The sequence below is a fragment of the Streptomyces sp. V4I8 genome (assembly GCF_041261225.1).
GTDB lineage: Bacteria > Actinomycetota > Actinomycetes > Streptomycetales > Streptomycetaceae > Streptomyces.
On record NZ_JBGCCN010000001.1, the window covers coordinates 3480132 to 3498361 of the forward strand.

The 18230-nt window shown below is 70.8% G+C and carries 15 protein-coding genes; 9 read left to right on the plus strand and 6 right to left on the minus strand.

What is annotated here, in order from left to right; translation table 11 throughout:
* Nucleotides 1–21: 21 nt before the first annotated feature.
* A complete protein-coding gene (locus ABIE67_RS15810; protein ID WP_370257557.1) occupies nucleotides 22–804 on the minus strand; it encodes a sulfite exporter TauE/SafE family protein in 783 nt (260 codons plus the stop codon).
* A gap of 203 nt (nucleotides 805–1007) precedes the next feature.
* Here ABIE67_RS15810 and ABIE67_RS15815 point away from each other — a divergent pair, with 203 nt between their 5' ends.
* Genes ABIE67_RS15815 through nirD form a run of 3 tightly spaced genes read left to right on the plus strand, consistent with a single transcriptional unit; the run spans nucleotide 1008 to nucleotide 5190 of the window.
* Nucleotides 1008–2231 (plus strand): NAD(P)/FAD-dependent oxidoreductase, encoded by a 1224-nt coding sequence (locus ABIE67_RS15815; RefSeq protein WP_370257558.1) that lies wholly within the window; start codon nucleotides 1008–1010, stop codon nucleotides 2229–2231.
* Complete coding sequence (nirB, locus tag ABIE67_RS15820; RefSeq protein ID WP_370257560.1) at nucleotides 2231–4843, plus strand: nitrite reductase large subunit NirB; 2613 nt, start codon at nucleotides 2231–2233, stop codon at nucleotides 4841–4843. Before ABIE67_RS15815 ends, nirB begins: the two co-directional genes overlap by 1 nt.
* A complete protein-coding gene (nirD, locus tag ABIE67_RS15825; protein ID WP_370257562.1) occupies nucleotides 4840–5190 on the plus strand; it encodes a nitrite reductase small subunit NirD in 351 nt (116 codons plus the stop codon). Before nirB ends, nirD begins: the two co-directional genes overlap by 4 nt.
* 98 nt (nucleotides 5191–5288) lie before the next feature.
* Here nirD and cpt read toward each other — a convergent pair whose 3' ends face one another.
* The 3 genes from cpt to ABIE67_RS15840 all read right to left on the minus strand — a co-directional run bounded on the left by cpt (nucleotide 5289) and on the right by ABIE67_RS15840 (nucleotide 8242).
* Complete coding sequence (gene cpt, locus ABIE67_RS15830) at nucleotides 5289–5822, minus strand: chloramphenicol phosphotransferase CPT (RefSeq protein ID WP_370257565.1); 534 nt, start codon at nucleotides 5820–5822, stop codon at nucleotides 5289–5291.
* A 52-nt stretch (nucleotides 5823–5874) separates the two neighbouring features.
* The gene (locus tag ABIE67_RS15835) at nucleotides 5875–7551 is read right to left on the minus strand and encodes a SulP family inorganic anion transporter (RefSeq protein WP_370257570.1); all 1677 of its coding nucleotides are present in this window, start codon (nucleotides 7549–7551) and stop codon (nucleotides 5875–5877) included.
* Between the two features lie 85 nt (nucleotides 7552–7636).
* Nucleotides 7637–8242, minus strand: a complete 606-nt coding sequence (locus ABIE67_RS15840; protein ID WP_370268642.1) for a carbonic anhydrase — start codon at nucleotides 8240–8242, stop codon at nucleotides 7637–7639.
* 192 nt (nucleotides 8243–8434) lie between these two features.
* Between ABIE67_RS15840 and ABIE67_RS15845 the strand changes: the two genes are divergently transcribed.
* The 4 genes from ABIE67_RS15845 (at nucleotide 8435) to ABIE67_RS15860 (ending at nucleotide 12733) form a co-directional block, all read left to right on the plus strand.
* Nucleotides 8435–9286: a response regulator transcription factor gene (locus tag ABIE67_RS15845; RefSeq protein WP_370257575.1), complete on the plus strand. Its 852-nt coding sequence runs from the start codon at nucleotides 8435–8437 to the stop codon at nucleotides 9284–9286.
* Nucleotides 9283–10767, plus strand: coding sequence for a sensor histidine kinase (locus ABIE67_RS15850; RefSeq protein ID WP_370257579.1), 1485 nt, complete (start codon nucleotides 9283–9285; stop codon nucleotides 10765–10767). Before ABIE67_RS15845 ends, ABIE67_RS15850 begins: the two co-directional genes overlap by 4 nt.
* 249 nt (nucleotides 10768–11016) lie before the next feature.
* Nucleotides 11017–12174, plus strand: a complete 1158-nt coding sequence (locus ABIE67_RS15855; RefSeq protein ID WP_370257583.1) for an alkaline phosphatase PhoX — start codon at nucleotides 11017–11019, stop codon at nucleotides 12172–12174.
* A gap of 85 nt (nucleotides 12175–12259) precedes the next feature.
* Nucleotides 12260–12733, plus strand: coding sequence for an excalibur calcium-binding domain-containing protein (locus tag ABIE67_RS15860; protein ID WP_370257585.1), 474 nt, complete (start codon nucleotides 12260–12262; stop codon nucleotides 12731–12733).
* A gap of 241 nt (nucleotides 12734–12974) precedes the next feature.
* Here the strand turns inward: ABIE67_RS15860 and ABIE67_RS15865 are convergent, their stop codons facing one another.
* Nucleotides 12975–13928, minus strand: coding sequence for a LysR family transcriptional regulator (locus ABIE67_RS15865; protein ID WP_370257586.1), 954 nt, complete (start codon nucleotides 13926–13928; stop codon nucleotides 12975–12977).
* A 171-nt stretch (nucleotides 13929–14099) separates the two neighbouring features.
* Between ABIE67_RS15865 and ABIE67_RS15870 the strand changes: the two genes are divergently transcribed.
* Both ABIE67_RS15870 and ABIE67_RS15875 read left to right on the plus strand, forming a co-directional pair.
* Complete coding sequence (locus tag ABIE67_RS15870) at nucleotides 14100–15221, plus strand: PrpF domain-containing protein (protein WP_370257589.1); 1122 nt, start codon at nucleotides 14100–14102, stop codon at nucleotides 15219–15221.
* 107 nt (nucleotides 15222–15328) lie between these two features.
* Nucleotides 15329–16582 carry an SLC13 family permease gene (locus ABIE67_RS15875; protein WP_370257591.1) on the plus strand — a complete coding sequence of 418 codons (1254 nt, stop codon included), beginning with the start codon at nucleotides 15329–15331 and terminating at the stop codon, nucleotides 16580–16582.
* A 220-nt stretch (nucleotides 16583–16802) separates the two neighbouring features.
* Here ABIE67_RS15875 and ABIE67_RS15880 read toward each other — a convergent pair whose 3' ends face one another.
* A complete protein-coding gene (locus ABIE67_RS15880; RefSeq protein ID WP_370257593.1) occupies nucleotides 16803–17909 on the minus strand; it encodes a tyrosine-type recombinase/integrase in 1107 nt (368 codons plus the stop codon).
* Nucleotides 17910–18230 lie beyond the last annotated feature (321 nt).

Below are 18230 nucleotides of genomic sequence, written 5' to 3' on the forward strand. Positions count from 1 at the left end.
GCCCCGCCGGGCCCACCCCTCCTAGGCGATCCACTGCTCGTACGCCAGCTTCGCCACCAGCGCGAACACCACCGTCAGCAGCACCACCCGGACGAATCCGCTGCCCTTCTTCAGCGCCGTACGCGCTCCCAGCATGCCGCCCGCCAGGTTGAACACGGCCATCACGGCGGCCAGCTGCCACAGGACCGTGCCCTGCCAGGCGAAGGTGGCGAGCGCGCCGGCGTTGGTGCAGCAGTTGACGATCTTGGCGGTGGCGGAGGCGGTGACGAGGTCGAGGTGGAGGACGGCGGTGAGGGCGAGGACCAGGAAGGTGCCGGTGCCGGGGCCGATCAGGCCGTCGTAGAAGCCGATGCCCAGGCCGGCCAGGCCGATCGCGGCGAGCATGCGGCGCGGGGAGGCCGGGCCGGTCGCCGGGGCGGTGCCGAAGGCGGGGCGCAGGATCACGAAGGCGGCGACGGCGAGCAGCACCACCATGATCACGGGCTTCAGTACCTCGGTGCTCATGCCGGCCGCGAAGAAGGCGCCGCCGGAGGAGCCCGCGAGCGCCGCGAGGCCGATGCGTACGGCCAGGCGCACGTCCACGGGTGCCTTGCGGGCGTACGTCACGGCGGCGCCCGACGTGCCTACGATCGCGACCGCCTTGTTGGTGCCGAGCGCGTACACGGCCGGGGTGTTCGCCGGGAGGCCGAGCAGCAGGGCCGGGAGCAGCAGGAGGCCGCCGCCGCCGACCACGGCGTCGATCCAACCGGCCACGAGGGCCGCGAGGCACAGGACGACGACCATGGTCAGCGTTATGTCGGGCATGATCGCGACCCTAGGCAGCGGATGCGTGTGCCGTCCATGTACATGAGGAGTATCTGAGGTTCGGCCGCCCCCGACCTCACAGCCCGCCCGCACCGTGCCCGCCGAACCCTCACACCCGCCCCTCGCGCTCGCTGAGGGCAGCGTTCCTCACGGGAAACAGATGCGATGCGGTCGGGAAACACCGGCACCGCACGCTCGATGCCATGACCTCGAATACGCGTGTGGTGGTGATCGGCGCCGGCCTCGCGGGCGTACGACTCGCCCGGCGGCTCGGCGAGCTCGGCACGCCCGTGACGCTCGTCGGCGACGAGGAGCACCGCCCGTACAACCGGGTGCTGCTCGCCGAGGTGCTGGCCGGCCGGTACAGCCCCGATGTGATCGCCCTCCCGGCGCCCGCGGAGCTGACGCGCGGCCGGGTCACCGGCATCGACCGCGAGGTGCGAGCCGTACATCTCGCGGACGGGTCGGAGATCGCATACGACACGCTGGTGCTGGCCACGGGCTCGAACCCGGTGCTGCCGCCGCTGCGCGGACTGTTCACGCCCGACCATGTGCTGCCGGAGGGCGTCCACGCCTTCCGGACGATGGACGACTGCCTGGGGCTGTCCAAGGCGGTCCGGCCGGGAGTGAAGGCGGTCGTCATCGGCGGCGGGCTCCTCGGAGTCTCCGCGGCGCGTGCGCTCGCGATGCGCGGGGTGCAGGTCGTGCTCGCCCAGCAGGGGGAGCGGCTCATGGAGCGCCAGCTCGACCCGAGCGCGTCGGAGCTGGTGCGCAGGCACCTCAAGGACCTCGGCGTCGAGATCCACACCGAGTGCCGGGTGCGTGACGTACGCGTCGTCGGCGGCGCGGTCCGCTCGGTCGAGATGGCCGACGGATACGCCCTCGACGCCGACCTCGTGGTCCTGGCCTGCGGCGTGCACCCGCGCGTGGGCCTCGCCCAGGTCGCGGGCCTGGACGTGCGCAAGGGGATCGTCGTCGACGACGAGCTCCGCACCTCCGACCCGCACATCCACGCCATCGGCGACTGCGCCCAGCACGACGGCACCGTCTACGGGCTGGCCACACCGGCCCTGGAACAGGCCGAAGCCCTGGCCGAGTTGCTGGCCGGGCTGCCGAACGCCCGCTACACCGGCACCCGTGCGCTGACCCGACTCACCCTCGCCGGGCAGAACAGCCCGCTGGGCGCCTTCGACCTCGCCGCGTTCGGCGAGACGGAGCCGCTCCCCGGGGATGACGTCGTCCAACTCACGGACGCCACCCGCGGCACCTACCGCAAGGTCGTCGTCCGCGACGACCGCCTGGTCGGCGGGGTTCTCGTCGGCGAACTCGGCACCGTCGGCGCGCTCGCCCGCGCCTGGGAGGGAGCAGAGCCGCTCCCCGACGACGGCCCACTGCTCCACCTGCTCACCAACGATGGAGGCTCCTGATGACCGCCACCCCGGAGGCCACGGAGGCCACCCCCACGATCGTGCTCGTCGGCCATGGCATGGTCGGCCAGCGCTTCCTCGAAGCGCTCGCCGCGCGCGGCCTGACCGCCACGCACCGCGTGGTCGTGCTGTGCGAGGAGCCGCGTCCGGCGTACGACCGTGTCGCCCTCACCTCGTACTTCTCGGGCAAGACGCCCGAGGACCTCTCCATGACCGACATGGAGTTCATCGAGACGCACGGCATCGAGCTGTACGTCGGTGACCCCGCCGAGACGATCGACCGCGAGGCGAAGACGGTCACCGCCCGGTCCGGCCAGGTCTTCGCGTACGAGACCCTCGTCCTCGCCACCGGCTCGTACCCCTTCGTGCCGCCGGTTCCCAACAAGGACGCCAAGGGCTGCTTCGTCTACCGCACGATCGAGGACCTCCTCGCCATCGAGGAGTACGCGAAGACCCGCACGACCGGTGCCGTGGTCGGCGGCGGTCTGCTCGGTCTGGAGGCGGCCGGTGCCCTGAAGGGGCTCGGACTCACCTCCCACATCGTGGAGTTCGCGCCGCGTCTGATGCCGGTGCAGGTCGACGAGGGCGGCGGTGCGGCCCTGCTGCGCACCATCGAGGACATGGGCCTGAGCGTCCACACCGGCGTCGGCACGCAGGAGATCGTGGTCGACTCGGAGGGTGCCGTCACCGGCATGAAGCTGTCCGACGGCTCCGAACTCGCCACCGACATGGTCGTGTTCTCCGCCGGTGTCCGCCCCCGCGACCAGCTGGCCCGCGACTGCGGCCTGACGGTCGGCGAGCGCGGCGGCATCACGGTCGACGAGCAGTGCCGTACGGTCGCCGACCCCCACGTGTTCGCGATCGGCGAGTGCGCGCTGGCCTCCGACGGCCGGGTGTACGGCCTGGTCGCCCCGGGTTACGAGCAGGCCGAGACGGCCGCCGCGACGATCGCCGCCGACGAGGCCGAGGAGCTGACGTTCACCGGCGCCGACCTGTCCACCAAGCTGAAGCTGCTCGGCGTGGACGTGGCGTCCTTCGGTGACGCGCACGGCACCGCCGAGGACTGCCTGGACGTCGTCTACTCCGACTCCCGCGCGGGCCTGTACAAGAAGCTGGTCATCGGCCGGGACGGCACGCTGCTCGGCGGCATCCTGGTCGGCGACGCGGAGGCGTACGGCACGCTGAAGGCGTTCACCGGCTCGGTCCCGCCCGTCTCCCCCGAGTCGCTGGTCCTGCCGGCCGGCGCCGGAGCGCCCGCCCAGCTCGGCCCGTCCGCGCTGCCGGACGAGGCGATCATCTGCTCCTGCAACAACGTCACCAAGGGCACGATCCGCGGCGCGGTCACCGACCACCAGTGCACGACCGTGCCCGAGGTGAAGAAGTGCACCAAGGCCGGTACGACGTGCGGCAGTTGCGTCAAGGTCCTCGGCCAGCTGGTCACCGCCGAGCTGGAGGCGTCCGGCGTCGAGGTCGACAAGGGCCTGTGCGGCTGCTTCTCGCAGACCCGCGAGGAGCTGTACGAGATCGTCCTCGCCCTGCGCATCAACACATACCAGGACCTCCTGGACCGCTACGGCCGTGACGGCGCCAAGGGCGGCGACGGCTGCGAGATCTGCAAGCCGGCGGTCGGCTCGATCATCGCCTCCCTCGCCCCGACGATCGGCGCGAGCGGCTACGTCCTGGACGGCGAGCAGGCGTCCCTGCAGGACAGCAACGACCACTTCCTGGCCAACCTCCAGAAGAACGGCTCGTACTCGGTCGTCCCGCGCATCCCCGGCGGTGAGATCACCCCCGAGGGCCTCATCGTGATCGGTGAGATCGCCCGCGACTTCGGCCTCTACACGAAGATCACCGGCGGTCAGCGGATCGACATGTTCGGCGCCCGCGTCGAGCAGCTCCCCCTGATCTGGACCCGGCTGGTGGACGCCGGCTTCGAGTCCGGCCACGCCTACGGCAAGTCCCTGCGCACGGTGAAGTCCTGCGTCGGCCAGACCTGGTGCCGCTACGGCGTCCAGGACTCCGTCCGGATGGCGATCGACCTGGAGCTGCGCTACCGGGGCCTGCGCTCCCCGCACAAGCTCAAGTCGGCGGTGTCGGGCTGCGCCCGCGAGTGCGCCGAGGCCCAGTCGAAGGACTTCGGCGTCATCGCCACCTCGGCCGGCTGGAACCTCTACGTCGGCGGCAACGGCGGCGCCACCCCGCGCCACGCGGACCTGCTCGCCCAGGACCTGAGCGACGCCGAACTCATCAAGCTGATCGACCGGTTCCTGATGTTCTACATCCGCACCGCCGACCGCCTGGAGCGCACCTCGACCTGGCTGGAGCGGATCCCCGGCGGCCTGGACCACGTCCGTGACGTGGTCGTGGAGGACTCCCTCGGCATCTGCGAGGAGCTGGAGTCCCTGATGACGGCCCACGTGGCGCACTACGCCGACGAGTGGGCGACGACCATCAACGACCCCGAGAAGCTGGCCCGGTTCGTGTCCTTCGTGAACGCCCCGGACACTCCCGACCCGGTCGTCGGCTTCGTCCCCGAGCGCGACCAGATCAAGCCCGACCTGCCGCTGCTGACCATCGGCCACCGCCCCCTGGAAGGAAGCGCCCAGCGATGACCCTGGCACCCGAGACGACCGACCTGATGATCGAGATCCAGCTGGAGAACGGCTGGTTCACGGTCTGCGAACTGGCCCGGCTGCTCCCCGGCCGGGGCGTGGCGGCCCTGCTGCCCGACGGCCGTCAGGCCGCCCTCTTCCGCGACCGCTCCGGCAAGCTGTACGCCATCGACAACCGTGACCCCTTCGGCGGCGCGGCGGTCCTCTCGCGCGGCCTGACCGGCACCCACCAGGGCCGCCCGTTCGTCGCCTCGCCCCTGCTGAAGCAGCGGATCGACCTGGAGACCGGGGTGTGCCTGGACGACGAGTCGGTGCGGGTGGCGACGTACGAGGTGCGGACCTCGTAGGAAGCTCGTACGAAGACGGCGAGGCAACGGCCTGAGGGCGGCACCCTGTGCGGGGTGCCGCCCTCTGCGATGGCCGCCCTCTTGAGCCGGTCCGGCGATCAGCCGACCCGGGCGGCGATGGTTCGCGCGCACGGCAGGGCTTCGGAGTGCGTGGTGTCCACCTCCAGGTCGTAGATCACGCCCTTGTGCACCACGTCCGCCTGCAACGCGGCCATTCCCTGGACCCGGTCCCCGCGGGCGAGTTCCCGGCCCGCGGCGACCGCGCTCTCACACCTGACGCCGACCCACAGCACGTCCAGGTCGCCGAGATGCTTCCGCCACCGCTGCTGGGACCCGGCTCCGCCGAGGAAGACGTCATCGACGATGACCCTGGCCCCCGCGCGGGCCATCGCCGCGACGCCCTCGGCCCAGGCCGCCTGCAGCGCCATGAAGTCCTGCCCTACGCTCACCCCGGCGTCCGCGGCGAACGCGATTCCCCCGTCCGATCCCCGCATCCTCGCGGGCAGCGCCTCGACGAACGAGTCACACCCGAACGTCAGCCACGGATCCGGCAGCACGGCCTGCAGACACCGTACGATCCCCGACTTCCCCGAGCTGGAACCGCCGTTGAGGATGATCATCCGAGTCGTCATCGGGTCACAGTAGGGCGCTGCCCGCAGGGCGCGAAGCGACTGTCGGCACCGCTCAGCCGACGAGCGGTGAGCGCTCCGCGTAGTCGTCGGCGCCGTGGGGCAGCGGCCGGGTGTCCAGGTAGAACCACTCGGCGTCGGGGCCGGGAGCCGACGGTGGAGCCGGACTGGAAGCGGGACTCGGGGCCGGCGTCGGGGCCGGGGTCGCGGTCGCGGTTGGCGTCGGCTGGGTCGCCGTAGGTGCCTGCTTCGCCGGGCCCGGCATCAGGAGTTCCACGCGCAGGCCCAGTCCGCGCTGCTGTGCCGTGAACTCCTCCACCTGGTTGCGGCAGGCATGGTCCAGATGGGTGACGCCGGTCAGGTCGAGGCGGATGCGGGGCCTGCCCGAGGCCGCGGCGGCCTCCAGGGCCTCGATGACCTGCGGCAGGCGCAGGAACGTCGCGTTGCCGGCCATGACGACCTTCGCGGTGTCGTCCTCGACGTGCGACCGGATCACCGTCTGCGACATGCGCAGGGCGGCGAGGACGATGCCGGCCGCGAGGCCGATCAGGACGCCTTCCAGCAGAGCGGTCGCGACGATGACCAGCGTGGTCACCGTCATCACCACGAACTCGCCCCGGTCCTGGCGCCACATCTTCGGGAACTCCGCCGGTGCGAACAGTTTCCAGCCGCTGTGCACGAGGACGCCCGCGAGCACCGAGATCGGGATCAGGGCCAGGACCTGCGGCAGCAGCAGGGCGAAGGCGAGCAGCCACAGGCCGTGCAGGGTGCGGGAGAGACGGGTCTTCGCGCCGGCCTGGACGTTGGCCGAGCTGCGGGCCACGACCGCCGTGATCGGAAGGGCGCCGAGGATGCCGGCGACCGTGTTTCCGGCGCCCTGGGCGATGAGTTCGGTGTTGTAGCGGGTGCGCGGTCCGCTGTGCATACGGTCCACGGCGGCCGCGGTGAACAGGCTCTCCGCAGAGGCGATCACCGTGAAGGTGAGGATGGAGGTGAGGATCGCGGGCTCCGCGAGGCCCGCGAACTGCTCGGCCCCCGGCACCCGCACCGACGCCAGCAGATTGCCGACCTGGAGCGTCTTCACGTCCACGCCGGGCAGCGCGGCGACCGCGATGCCGACACCGACCGCGACCAGTGCCGCCGGGATCTTCTTCGCCGGGCCCGGCACCTTCTTCCACACGAAGCTCAGCACGATCGTGGCGATGCCGAGCAGGGTGGCGATCATCGCCTGCCGGTCGGTGAGGATGTCGGCGAACAGGCCCGGGATGCCCGCCATGTTCTCGATCGGGGTGCCGGGCGCCTTGGAGTCGGCCACCGGGTAGGCCTGACTGAACATCAGCGGCAGCCCGATACCGGCGAGCATCCCCTGGACCACGGCGAGGGAGATCGCCTGGACCATCCGGCCGAGGCGTACGGCGCCGAGGACGATCTGCAGGACGCCCGAGAACAGGACGATCACGCCGAGCATCGCCACGCCGTGCTCCAGCACCGTCTCCGCGACCAGCGCGGCGAGCCCGGCGGCCGGCCCGCTGACCTGGAGCGTGCTGCCCCGCACCGCGCCGACGACCAGCCCGCCGATCACCCCGGAGATGATCCCGAGCTCGGCGGGGACACCGGAGGCGACGGCCACGCCGATGCACAGGGGCAGGGCTACGAGGAAGACGACCAGGGAGGCGGTGATCTCGTTGGCGAGGTCGGGCTTGGGGCCGGACTTCGCCGAAGACGCTGTCACGGGCTTCGCCGTGGACGTCGTCGTGGCCTTCGTCGCCGCCGCGGGCTTCGCACGCCCGCCCCGCGCCCGCGCGCATGCGCCCCGCTCATCCGGTATGCACCCGGAACAGCCCGTCGCCCTCCAGCTCGTGCACCTGCCCGGTGTCGACCTCGTAGTACCAGCCGTGCAGCCGCAGCCGCCCGCTGTCCAGCCGCTGCCGCACCACGGGGTAAGTCCGCAGTACGGCCAGCTGGTTGACGACATTGCCCTGGGCCACCTCGGGCAGCGACGGGTCGTCGGAGGCGGTGGTGAGGACCGGCGCCAGTTCGGGGCGGGCCAGCTGCAGCCAGGCGTCCACGCCCGGCAGCGCGGACAGGTCGTCGCCCGACTTCAGCGCGCCCATCGCCCCGCAGTGTGAGTGACCGCACACGACGATGTCCTGAACCCCGAGCACCTCCAGTGCGTACTCGATGGTGGCGGCCTCCCCGGATGCGCCGGGGCTGCCGTACGGCGGCACGATATTGCCCGCGTTACGCAGCTCGAATATCTCTCCGGGCCGCGCGCCGGTAATCAGGGCGGGTATGACCCGTGAGTCCGAGCAGGTAATGAAGAGCGCCTCGGGATATTGCCCCTCGGCCAGTTTCCGGTATTCACCGCTCTCGAAATCGACCCGACGTTTGAACGAGCGGGCACGGTCCAGCAACGCCTTCAACGATGCCTCCTCGGTGGGGAGTTCGGCCAGTTCACAGCACCGTAGAGGAGCGCACACCAGAGGAAGGTTAAGTAAAGGCCAGAGCGCGTCCAGTAATTGGACATTCTTTGCCGCAACGCCCTGCAAGCGCTTGTTTCTTGTAGCGTGTCGACGTCAGGGCAGAGAATGCAAATTCACGGAGAGACAGGACGCATGGGCATACGAGTGCTGCTCATCGAGGACGACGAGACGATCGCCGAACCGCTCACCGAGGGCCTCGCCCACTTCGGCCTGACGGTGGATCATGTGACCACCGGTGCCGAGGGACTGAGGAGGCCGTACGGCGATGTCGTCCTGCTCGACCTCGGGTTGCCGGACATGGACGGCATCGACGTGTGCCGGGGCATCCGGCAGGTCTCGGACGTGCCGGTCATCATCCTGAGTGCGCGGGGTGAGGAGGCCGACCGGGTGCTGGGGCTGGAACTGGGCGCGGACGACTATCTGGCGAAGCCGTTCAGTGTGCGGGAGCTGGTGGCGCGGGTGCGGGCGGTGACCCGGCGGACCCAGCGCACGGAGGCGGTGCCGGAGCCGGTGGGCGCGGAGCCGCCGGGCGGGCGTGGGCGTACGGAAGCGCTGGTGGAGCGGCTGCGCTCGGAGGCGGTGCAGACACCGGTGCTCACCCCGCCGCCGTCGTACGAGGCCGAGCCGCCCGCCTCGTACGAGGAACCCGCGCCCCAGCCCCCGTACGCCGCCCCCGGCCCCCTTGTCGTGGACCGCCGTACCCGTCAGGTCTGGGTCGGCGAGATCCCCGTCACCCTCACCCCGAAGGAGTTCGAGCTGCTGGCGCTGCTCACCGAGGATCCCGGGGCGGTCTACTCCCGGCAGCAGATCCTGGACCGGGTGTGGGACCCGCACTACGAGGGCCCGACCAAGACGCTGGACGTCCATGTCGCCTCACTGCGGCGGAAGTTGGGGCACGCGGGGTGGATCCAGACCTTGCGCGGGGTCGGTTTCCGGCTGGCGGTGCAGACCGAGCCGGGCGGGCAGCAGGTGTCGTCGCCGTGACCCGGCGGCTGCTGCTCAGCTACCTCTCGCTCGCCGCGCTCGTGCTGCTCTGCCTGGAGATCCCGCTGGGATTCGTCTACTCGCGCAGTGAGCGGGAGCGAGTGGTGAACGCGGCGAGGGACGAGGCCGAGTCGGTGTCGGCGTACGCCTCGCTCTCCCTCAGTACGGGCCGGGCCGGGCGGGACCTGCCGCGCCGGGTGGCGCACTGCGCCGAGCGCATCGGCGGGAAGGTGGTCGTGGTGGACGCCTCGGGCGCCCTGCTCGCCACCTCGCATCCGCTGGCCGCGATCATGTCGGCCGACCTCGCCTCCCGCCCCGGTATCGCGGCCGCCCTGCGGGGCACCTCCACGGTGGACGTCCGTACGTCGACCATCGGCGGCGTGGAGTACCTGTCGGTCGCCGGGCCGGTCCGGCGCGACGCGCGGCTCCAGGGTGCCGTATGGCTGACGCTGCCGACACGGACGGTGCACGAACGTGTCCATCACGTCTGGCTGTTGCTGGCCCTCGGCGGGCTCGGGGTGCTCACGGCGGTGGCGGTGGTCGGGTTCGCCATCGCCTGCTGGGCCGGCCGGCCGATCCGTGAACTGGAGCGGGCCACCCATGAGTTGGCGGCCGGTGGCCGGGCCACGCCGGTGACGATGACGAAGGGGCCGCCCGAGGTGCGCCGGCTGGCCACCGCGTTCAACCGCACGGCGGCCCGGCTCGCCCATCTCCTCGCCGCCCAGCGCGCGTTCGCGGGTGAGGCCTCCCACCAGCTGAAGACGCCGCTCGCGGCGCTGCGGCTGAGGCTGGAGAACCTGGAGCCGAACGTCTCCGACCGCGGCCTGGGCAGCCTCACCGCCGCCGTGACCGAGACGGACCGGCTCGCGCGGATGGTGGAGGGGCTGCTGGCGATGGCCCGCCTGGAGGAGGACTCCGCGACGCCGGCCCCGGTCGACGTGGGCGCGATCTGTGCGGAACGGCACCGCACGTGGCTGCCGCTCTTCGAGCAGCGGCGGGTCTCCCTGGTGCTGTTCGCGGGGAGCGTGGGGCCGGTACTCGCGGTGCCGGGCGGGGTGGAGCAGATCGTGGACAACCTGCTCTCCAACGCCCTGCGAGCCTCCCCGCCGGACAGCACCGTGACCATCGAACTGCGGCTCCACGTACCGGCCCGTCGGGCCCTGCGGGACGCCCGCCCCGCCTGGGTCGACCTGCACATCACCGACGAGGGCCCCGGCATGACCGCGGACCAGCGCGACCGGGCCTTCGACCGCTTCTGGCGCGCGCCGGGCGCCCCCAAGGGCGGCACGGGACTGGGCCTGTCCCTGGTCCAGCGCCTCGCGCACGCGAGCGGCGGCGAGGCGAGCCTGCACGCCTCGGCCGCGGGCGGCCTGGACGCGGTGATCCGCCTGCCCTCGGCGGAGCCGCCCCGCGAGGGACACGGCCCGGCCGTCGACCGTCCGGGGCAGCGGAAGCGGGGGGTGCCGGTGTTGCGTGCGTGAGTGCCGCGTGGCAGCTTCGGACAGGCGCATGGACACATGGGCACGCGCAGCACATATGCACTCGCTGCACATATGCACTCGCAGCACCTGTGTACTTGGGCACCCACAGGCAGCTCTCAGGTACGCCGCCCAGCGGTCACCAACTGGCTACGGTCCGTCCACCCGGCTCCCCTAGGTTCCATGCCGCCCCCCACGCACGACCCCGTCGTCGACCGGCGACGGGGCGGTACGGCACCTCTTGGAGTGAGAGTGGAACGTCGTAACCTCCTGCGTGCGGCCGTCCTCGGCGGCTCGGCCGCCGTTTTCGGCGGAACCCTCTGGCGCGGCGCCGCGTACGCGGCCCCCGCCCAGCCCGGCACCGGCCCCTACGGGGCGCTGGGCTCCCCCGACGCCAACGGCATCAGACTCCCCAGCGGCTTCACCAGCCGCGTCATCGCCCGCTCCGGCCAGACGGTCTCCGGCACGTCGTACACCTGGCACAACGCCCCCGACGGCGGCGCCTGTTACGCGGACGGCTCTGGCTGGATCTACGTCTCCAACTCCGAGATCAACCCCTCCGGCGGCGCGAGCGCGGTCAAGTTCTCGTCGACGGGCGCGATCACGGCCGCGTACCGCATCCTCTCCTCCACCCGTCAGAACTGCGCGGGCGGCAAGACCCCGTGGAACACCTGGCTGTCCTGCGAGGAGGTGTCCCTCGGCTACGTCTACGAGACCGACCCCTGGGGCACGAACGCCGCGACCCGGCGCGACGCGATGGGCCGCTTCAAGCACGAGGCGGCGGCCGCCGACCCGGTCCGCAAGGTGATCTACCTGACCGAGGACGAGACCAACGGCCGCTTCTACCGCTTCGTCCCGACGACCTGGGGCAACCTCTCCTCCGGCACCCTCCAGGTCATGGTGGCGGGCAGCGCCACGTCGGGCTCCTTCGCCTGGGCGAACGTCCCCGACCCCGACGGCTCCCCGACGGCCACCCGCTCCCAGGTCTCGGGCTCCAAGTCCTTCAACGGCGGCGAGGGCTGCCACTACGCCGACGACACGGTGTGGTTCACCACCAAGGGCGACAACCGCGTCTGGCAGCTCAACCTCCTGAACAACACGTACGAGCTGGCCTACGACGACTCCCTCGTCAACGGCACGGCCCCCCTCACCGGCGTCGACAACATCACCGGCACCTCCTCCGGCGACCTCTTCGTCGCCGAGGACGGCGGCAACATGGAGATCTGCGTCATCACCCCGGACGACGTCGTCGCCACCTTCCTGCGCATCGACGGCCAGTCGGGCTCGGAGATCACGGGGCCGGCGTTCTCCCCGGACGGGACGCGGCTGTACTTCTCAAGCCAGCGGGGCACCAGCGGCAGTTCGTCGGGCGGGATCACGTATGAGGTGACGGGCCCCTTCCGCGCCTAGCGGTCACAAAATAGCCACACCTTCTCCACATTCGGTCGCACGGCATTACGGTCATCCCCTCACGCACCACCAGTGGGGGGATGACATGACCAATCCGTACACGACGGCACCCATGCCACAACCGCCGTACCGCCCGGCCCCCAGGTGGGCCCGCAAACGCTACGCACTGCCCGCGCTCGCCCTGGCCTTCTTCCTGGGCATCGGCGCGGGCGGTACGTCCGGCGAGGGCTCGAAGAACACCGAGGCGACACCCAAGGCGGCCTCGCCGCAGCCCACGGTCACCGTCACCGCGACGACGACGGCCCGGGCGCGGGAGCCCGAGCCGGCCCCGACGGTGACGGCCACCAAGACGATCAAGGCCACCACGACGGTCACCGCCACGCCCGCCGCCGACACCGGCTCCGCCTCCGACGACGACAGCGACTCCTCCAGCAACGACGTCTACTACGCCAACTGCACCGAGGCCCGCGCAGCCGGCGCCGCCCCGGTCCACCGAGGCGACCCCGGCTACGCCTCCCACCTCGACCGGGACAATGACGGGGTGGGCTGCGACAGCTGACGCGACGGCACGCGTTCCGGAGCAGGGCACATCGGCGTCGAGCTCCGTGACCGCGGATGAGGACGGAGATCTTCTCTGGTCCTCCGCCACAACCGCGTCTTTCCCAGCGGGCAGAGCAGGATGCGATCGGCACGCGGGCGGCACCATTCAGCGGCCGGCGTGCACTCGGACCCGCGGCGCCGGACGTTCCTCGACGACCCGTGCGAACCGCTGCTTGGGGGCGCAGCTCGTGGCCGCACCGTCAGCCCCGCCGGACCGCCCCGAGCTGGGCCCGGTGCAGGTCTGGGGCGGTGAATCGCTGCGCCACCGTGCGCAGGACGCGGGCCATCGCCTGGGCGGGTGGGGTGGCGGGGCGTGCCGCGGCGCGTGCGAGGAGGATGCGGCGGGTGGGGGCCGGGACGTCGGAGGCGAACGGCAGGAGGCGTACGTCGCTGCGTCGGCTGGTGAGGGCCAGGCGGGGTGCGAGCGCGATGCCGAGACCGGCGGCGACCATGGCCTGCGCCTCCTGGTAGTCGTGCGAGGAGTAGGCGATGCGCGGCTCGAATCCCGCCTGGCGACAGCTTCGGCGCAGGACGTCGGCGACGGGGTGGTTGTCGGCGCGGATGATCCACTCCTGGTCGGCGAGGTCGCCGAGGCGCACGGAGGGATGTGTGCGCAGGGGTGAGTCGGCAGGGACGACCAGCACCGTGGGGTCGTCCAGCAAGTGGGTGAGGGAGAGCGCCGGATCGTCGAGGCGGTTCCATTCGTAGTCCCAGAGCAGCCCCTGCTCCACCTCGCCGGTGTGCAGCATCTCCCTGAGCTCCGCAAGGACTCCGGCGCGTACCTCGATACGGATGCCGGCGTGGCGACGTCGGAAACGCGTGAGCGCCAGCGGCAGCAGGGACGCGCTCGCCGTGGGGAACGAACCGAGCCGCAAGGTGCCCTGGTCGAGGGCGGTGAAGGAGTCCAGGTCGGCCTGGGCGGCACGGAGCTCCCGGCGGATGGCCTGACCACGTTCGGCCAGCGCGGCACCCGGCGGGGTGGGGCGGATACCGCGTGGCAGCCGCTCGATAAGGGGCTGCCCTGCCTCCTGCTCCAGGAGGGACATCTGCTGGGAGGCGGCGGAGGTGGTCATGCCGAGGGCTTCCGCCGCGGCAGTGAGTGAACCGCGTTCGGTGGCCTCGGTGAGCAGCAACAGACGGCGCACGTTGAGCATGCCGTCGACTTTAGCTGAGCTAAACCCAGGTGAAGCGAACTGCGATTGTTCCGAAGTCACGCCTCTGCGAAGGTCTCCGCAATCGCCGAGCGGTTCACCGGCCCGCAATGCGCCCGCAACCGCTGCCTCGGCCCTTTCCCTACCTCCGTTGATCCAGGAAGAGCCTCAGACGTGCACATTCCCGCGACCCTGGTGCGTGGCGGCACAAGCAAGTGCTGGCTGTTCAACCAGGTCGAAGTCCCTGCCGACCGTGGCGACCTCGAAAGGCTGCTGGTCGCCGCGTACGGCGCCACCGACCCCGTGGAACTGGACGGGGTGGGCGGGGCAACCCCCACCACCTCGAAAGCGGCCGTGGTCGGCGCCTCACCCCAGCCTGGCGTCGACGTCGACTACCTGTTCGCTCAAGTCGGCATCGGGACGGGCTCGGTGGAGTGGACGAGCAACTGCGGCAACTGCGCCACCGGTGTCGCCCTGTACGCGGTGACCAAAGGAATGGTTCCGGTCACCGGCGACCGGACGCGCGTGGTGATGCGCAACACCAATACCGGCGCGGTCCTCGAAGGGATCGTCGACACCCGCGGAGGCGTGGTGCACCACTTCGGCCGCCAGACGGTACCCGGCACCCGTGCCGGCGGGGTCGCGGTCGGCCTCACCTTCCGCGACCCGGCCGGTGGCACCACCGGCTTGCTCCTCCCCACCGGCCAAGCCGCCCAGGACCTGCAGGTCGGCGCCGCCGAGCCGGTACGCGTGAGCATGGTGACCGCAGGAGCTCCGGTCGTCCTTGTCGACGCCGCCAGTGCCGGGCGTACCGGTGCCGAGTCGCTGGAGCGGATGAGCGCAGACGTCCCCTGGCTGCGCACCGTCCGTCATACCGCCGCACCCCTGATGGGGCTGCTCCAGCCGGGTGAGGAACCGGGCGACGCGGTGCCCAAGGTGGGCCTGGTCGGCCCGCCGGTGCCGTACACCACCACCCTCGGTGAACCGATCGGGGCCGAGGACTACGACGTCTCGGTGCGCATGCTCACCATGAACGCCCCGCACCCCGCGATCGGCCTGACCTCTGCCGTCGCCGTCGCGGCGGCCGGGCTGCTGGAAGGGTCCGTGGTCTCCCGGACCACGGGCGGCCCGACCGACGAGTGGTTGCGCCTCGGCACGCCCGCCGGTGTCGTCGCGGTCCGCTGCACCGATGTAAGGGACGGCCTGCCGCACCGGGTCACCGTGCAGCGCGCGGCCCGTCTGCTCGCCGACGCCCGAATCTACGTACCGGAAGCAGGCAGCCCGCAAGCCGCCTGAGCTGCGACGAACGTCACCTCGGTCAGGCCGGCTCCCAGCCGTCCACACCGGGATACCCTCGCGCCCTCGCGGCGCGCCACCCCGTCCCCACCGCACCAAGGACAAAGATGTCTGCTGAAGTGATCTCCATAGGCGCCCTGCTGGTGATGTTCGTGGTCGGCACCGTGCTGCCGATCAACCTGGGCATCCTCGCCTTCGTCGCCACCTTCGCGGTCGGGACCGCCTCGCTCGGCCTCACCGAGGACGAGATCTTCGAGGGGTTCCCGGCGAAGCTCTTCGTCACCATCGTCGGAGTCACCTACCTGTTCTCCGTCGCCCGCCGCAACGGCACCATCGACTGGCTCGTCGCGGCCGGGGTGCGGCTGGTACGCGGCAAGGTAGAGCTCATCCCCTGGGTGCTGTTCCTGGTGGCCGCCCTGCTGACGGCGTTCGGTACGTTCACCCCGGCAGCGGTCGCGATCCTCGCGCCGATCGGCATGAACTTCGCCTACCGCTACAAGCTCAACCCGCTGGTCGTCGGCATGATGGTGATCAGCGGCGGGCACGCGGGCGCGTTCTCCCCGCTGGCCGTCTCCGGTGCGCTGGTGCTCGGCCTCGTCGACAAGACCGATTTGCAGGTCTCCGCCGTGGCGCTGTTCAGCGCCAGCTTCGTGATCAACCTGGTGCTCTCGATCCTCACCTACGCCCTGCTCGCCAAGCGTCCCGCCCCGCTGGTCGAGGGCGCCGCGGAGGCAGCCGACGACGAGGACCTCGCCGTCTCCGGCAGGCCCGATTGGCGGCAGTGGCTCACCCTCGCCTCTCTGGTGGCCCTCGTCGTCGGCGCGCTCGGCTTCCACTTGGAGATCGGCTTCCTTGCGCTGGCTGCCGGCGCCCTGCTGGCCCTGGTGGACATGAAGCGGCAGGAGAAGGCCGTGGACGGCGTCAGCTGGTCCACCCTGCTTCTGGTCGCGGGCATGATGACGTACATCGCGATGCTGGAGAAGGCCGGCATCATCGAGGACATCTCCGAACACGCCGCCAACCTGGGCGCCCCGCTCGTCGTCGCCCTGCTGCTGTGCTTCACCGTGGCCATCACCTCCGCCTTCGCCTCCTCCACCGCGATTCTCACAGCGATCATCCCCATCGCCGTACCGCTGCTGCTCTCCAGCCACCTCAGCGCCGCCGGACTGATCGCCGCGCTCGCCGTCTCCACGACGATCGTCGACACCTCTCCCTTCTCGACCAACGGAGCACTCGTCCTCAGCAACGCCCGTGGGGTGGACACCCGCCGCTTTTACCGCCAGGTCATCGGCTACACCGGCGGAATCGTCGCCCTCGGCCCCGTCGTCGCCTGGGGCGCCCTGGTCCTGCCCTGGTCATAGCTCCCCATCCGATCCGCCGCCTCTGAGTTGCTGCTTTGAGGCGAAGAGGTCTCGCGCTCAGTGCGGAGTCCGTGGGCCATGTGTGGGCCAACGCACCTGAAACCCCGAGCAGTTGAAGCTTGCCGGTCGCCGCACATGATGCAGGCGAGGGCGGCACCCCCGCACGCACAGGGTGTACGGCTGACTTCCTGACCAGGAAGGTCAGCCGTTTCCCATGCCCTCAGGGCACACCACTCAGGACGGCTTCCATCATGTCGGCCGTCCGATCCGCCTCTGCCTCCCACAGATGCGTGTAGACGTTCAGCGTGATCGATGGCTTAGCGTGACCGAGGCGCATCTGTACCTGCTTCGGCGTAGCCCCGTTCTTGATCAGCACCGAGGCGTAGAAGTGGCGCAGGTCGTGGAGCGTAGTGCCCTCGGGGACGCCTACCTTGCTGCCGGACTTCGCCAGGTAGGCGTTCGCCCGCTTGACGTTGCGGGCCCACAGCTTCGCCCAGCTGCCGCGCCGGATCGCCCCGCCCGTCTCGCTCGTGTACAGCAGCCGAGCATGGCGCCACACGGGCTTACGCGGGTTCGTCCGGTCCTCGATGTACACGAGCTTGGGCGGGAACTCCTTGCGGTGCCGCTCGATCTCGTCGACAACAGACTGTCCCTGAGGCACTCTTCTGTAGCTCTGCTTTGTCTTCGGCTCACCCAGGTACGGCACACCCTTGTCGGGGCCGATCAGTTGCTGCTTGACCGTGACGGTAGCGGCCGGCTCGTCGTCTTCCATGCCGAACAGCTCGCCCTGGCGAAGTCCGGTGGAAGCCGCCTGCCGAACCAACGCTCGATACCTCGGGGAGGCTGTGACAATGAGCGCCTTCACCGCTTCTGGGTCCAGCGGGTGAATCTCCGGATAGAACACCTCGGGCGGCTTGAGGCCCTCCCACGGGTACTTCGGGATGATGCCCTCCTGGTGGGCCATCTTCAGGATGCTGGTGCAGACGTTCCAGGGCGTCGCGAACGACGACGGGGCGATGACCGCGGACCGATCTTTGATCCACTTCTGGCCGTCTGCCCGCTGGATGCTGCCGATCTGCCGGTTGCCGAACGTCGGGTAGATGTGCAGCCGTAGGGCCCGCTCGACGTTCGTCTCGGTCCGCTCGCGGTGTACGGCCGTCTCCTGCCAGCGCTCAGCGATGGCCTTGAACTTCTGCTTGCCGAGTTCCCGTTTCACGAACGTGCCGTCGTCCAGTTCGGCGGTCACCTTGGCGGCCCGGGACTCTGCGGCGGTCTTCTTCGCGAAGTTCTCCTTGCACTGCTTGCCGGTCAGATCCCGGTAGCGCACCTGCCAGCGCTTCCCGACTCCGTGCTCTGCGCCCGGGCCCCTCTCGCGTCGGCACGGCGCGGACCGTCCGCACCTTGCCCTGTCCTCCCCTCGCCAGCACGCCGGCGGCCTCCGGTCGGCCAGCGCGGAAGCGCTCGGGAAGGCTTCCCCTACTTCGAACCCCTCAGCCGTGATGATGTCGGCGATCCGCTCAGCGAGCGGGCGCCGGTCGACTCGCGCACCCGAGCGCACTACGCGCCAACGCTCGCCTGGTGCCGGTTCGGCCACACCTTCCTTCCGCAGCACGCCGAACGCGCGGAGCGCTACCCCACGTGAGACCTT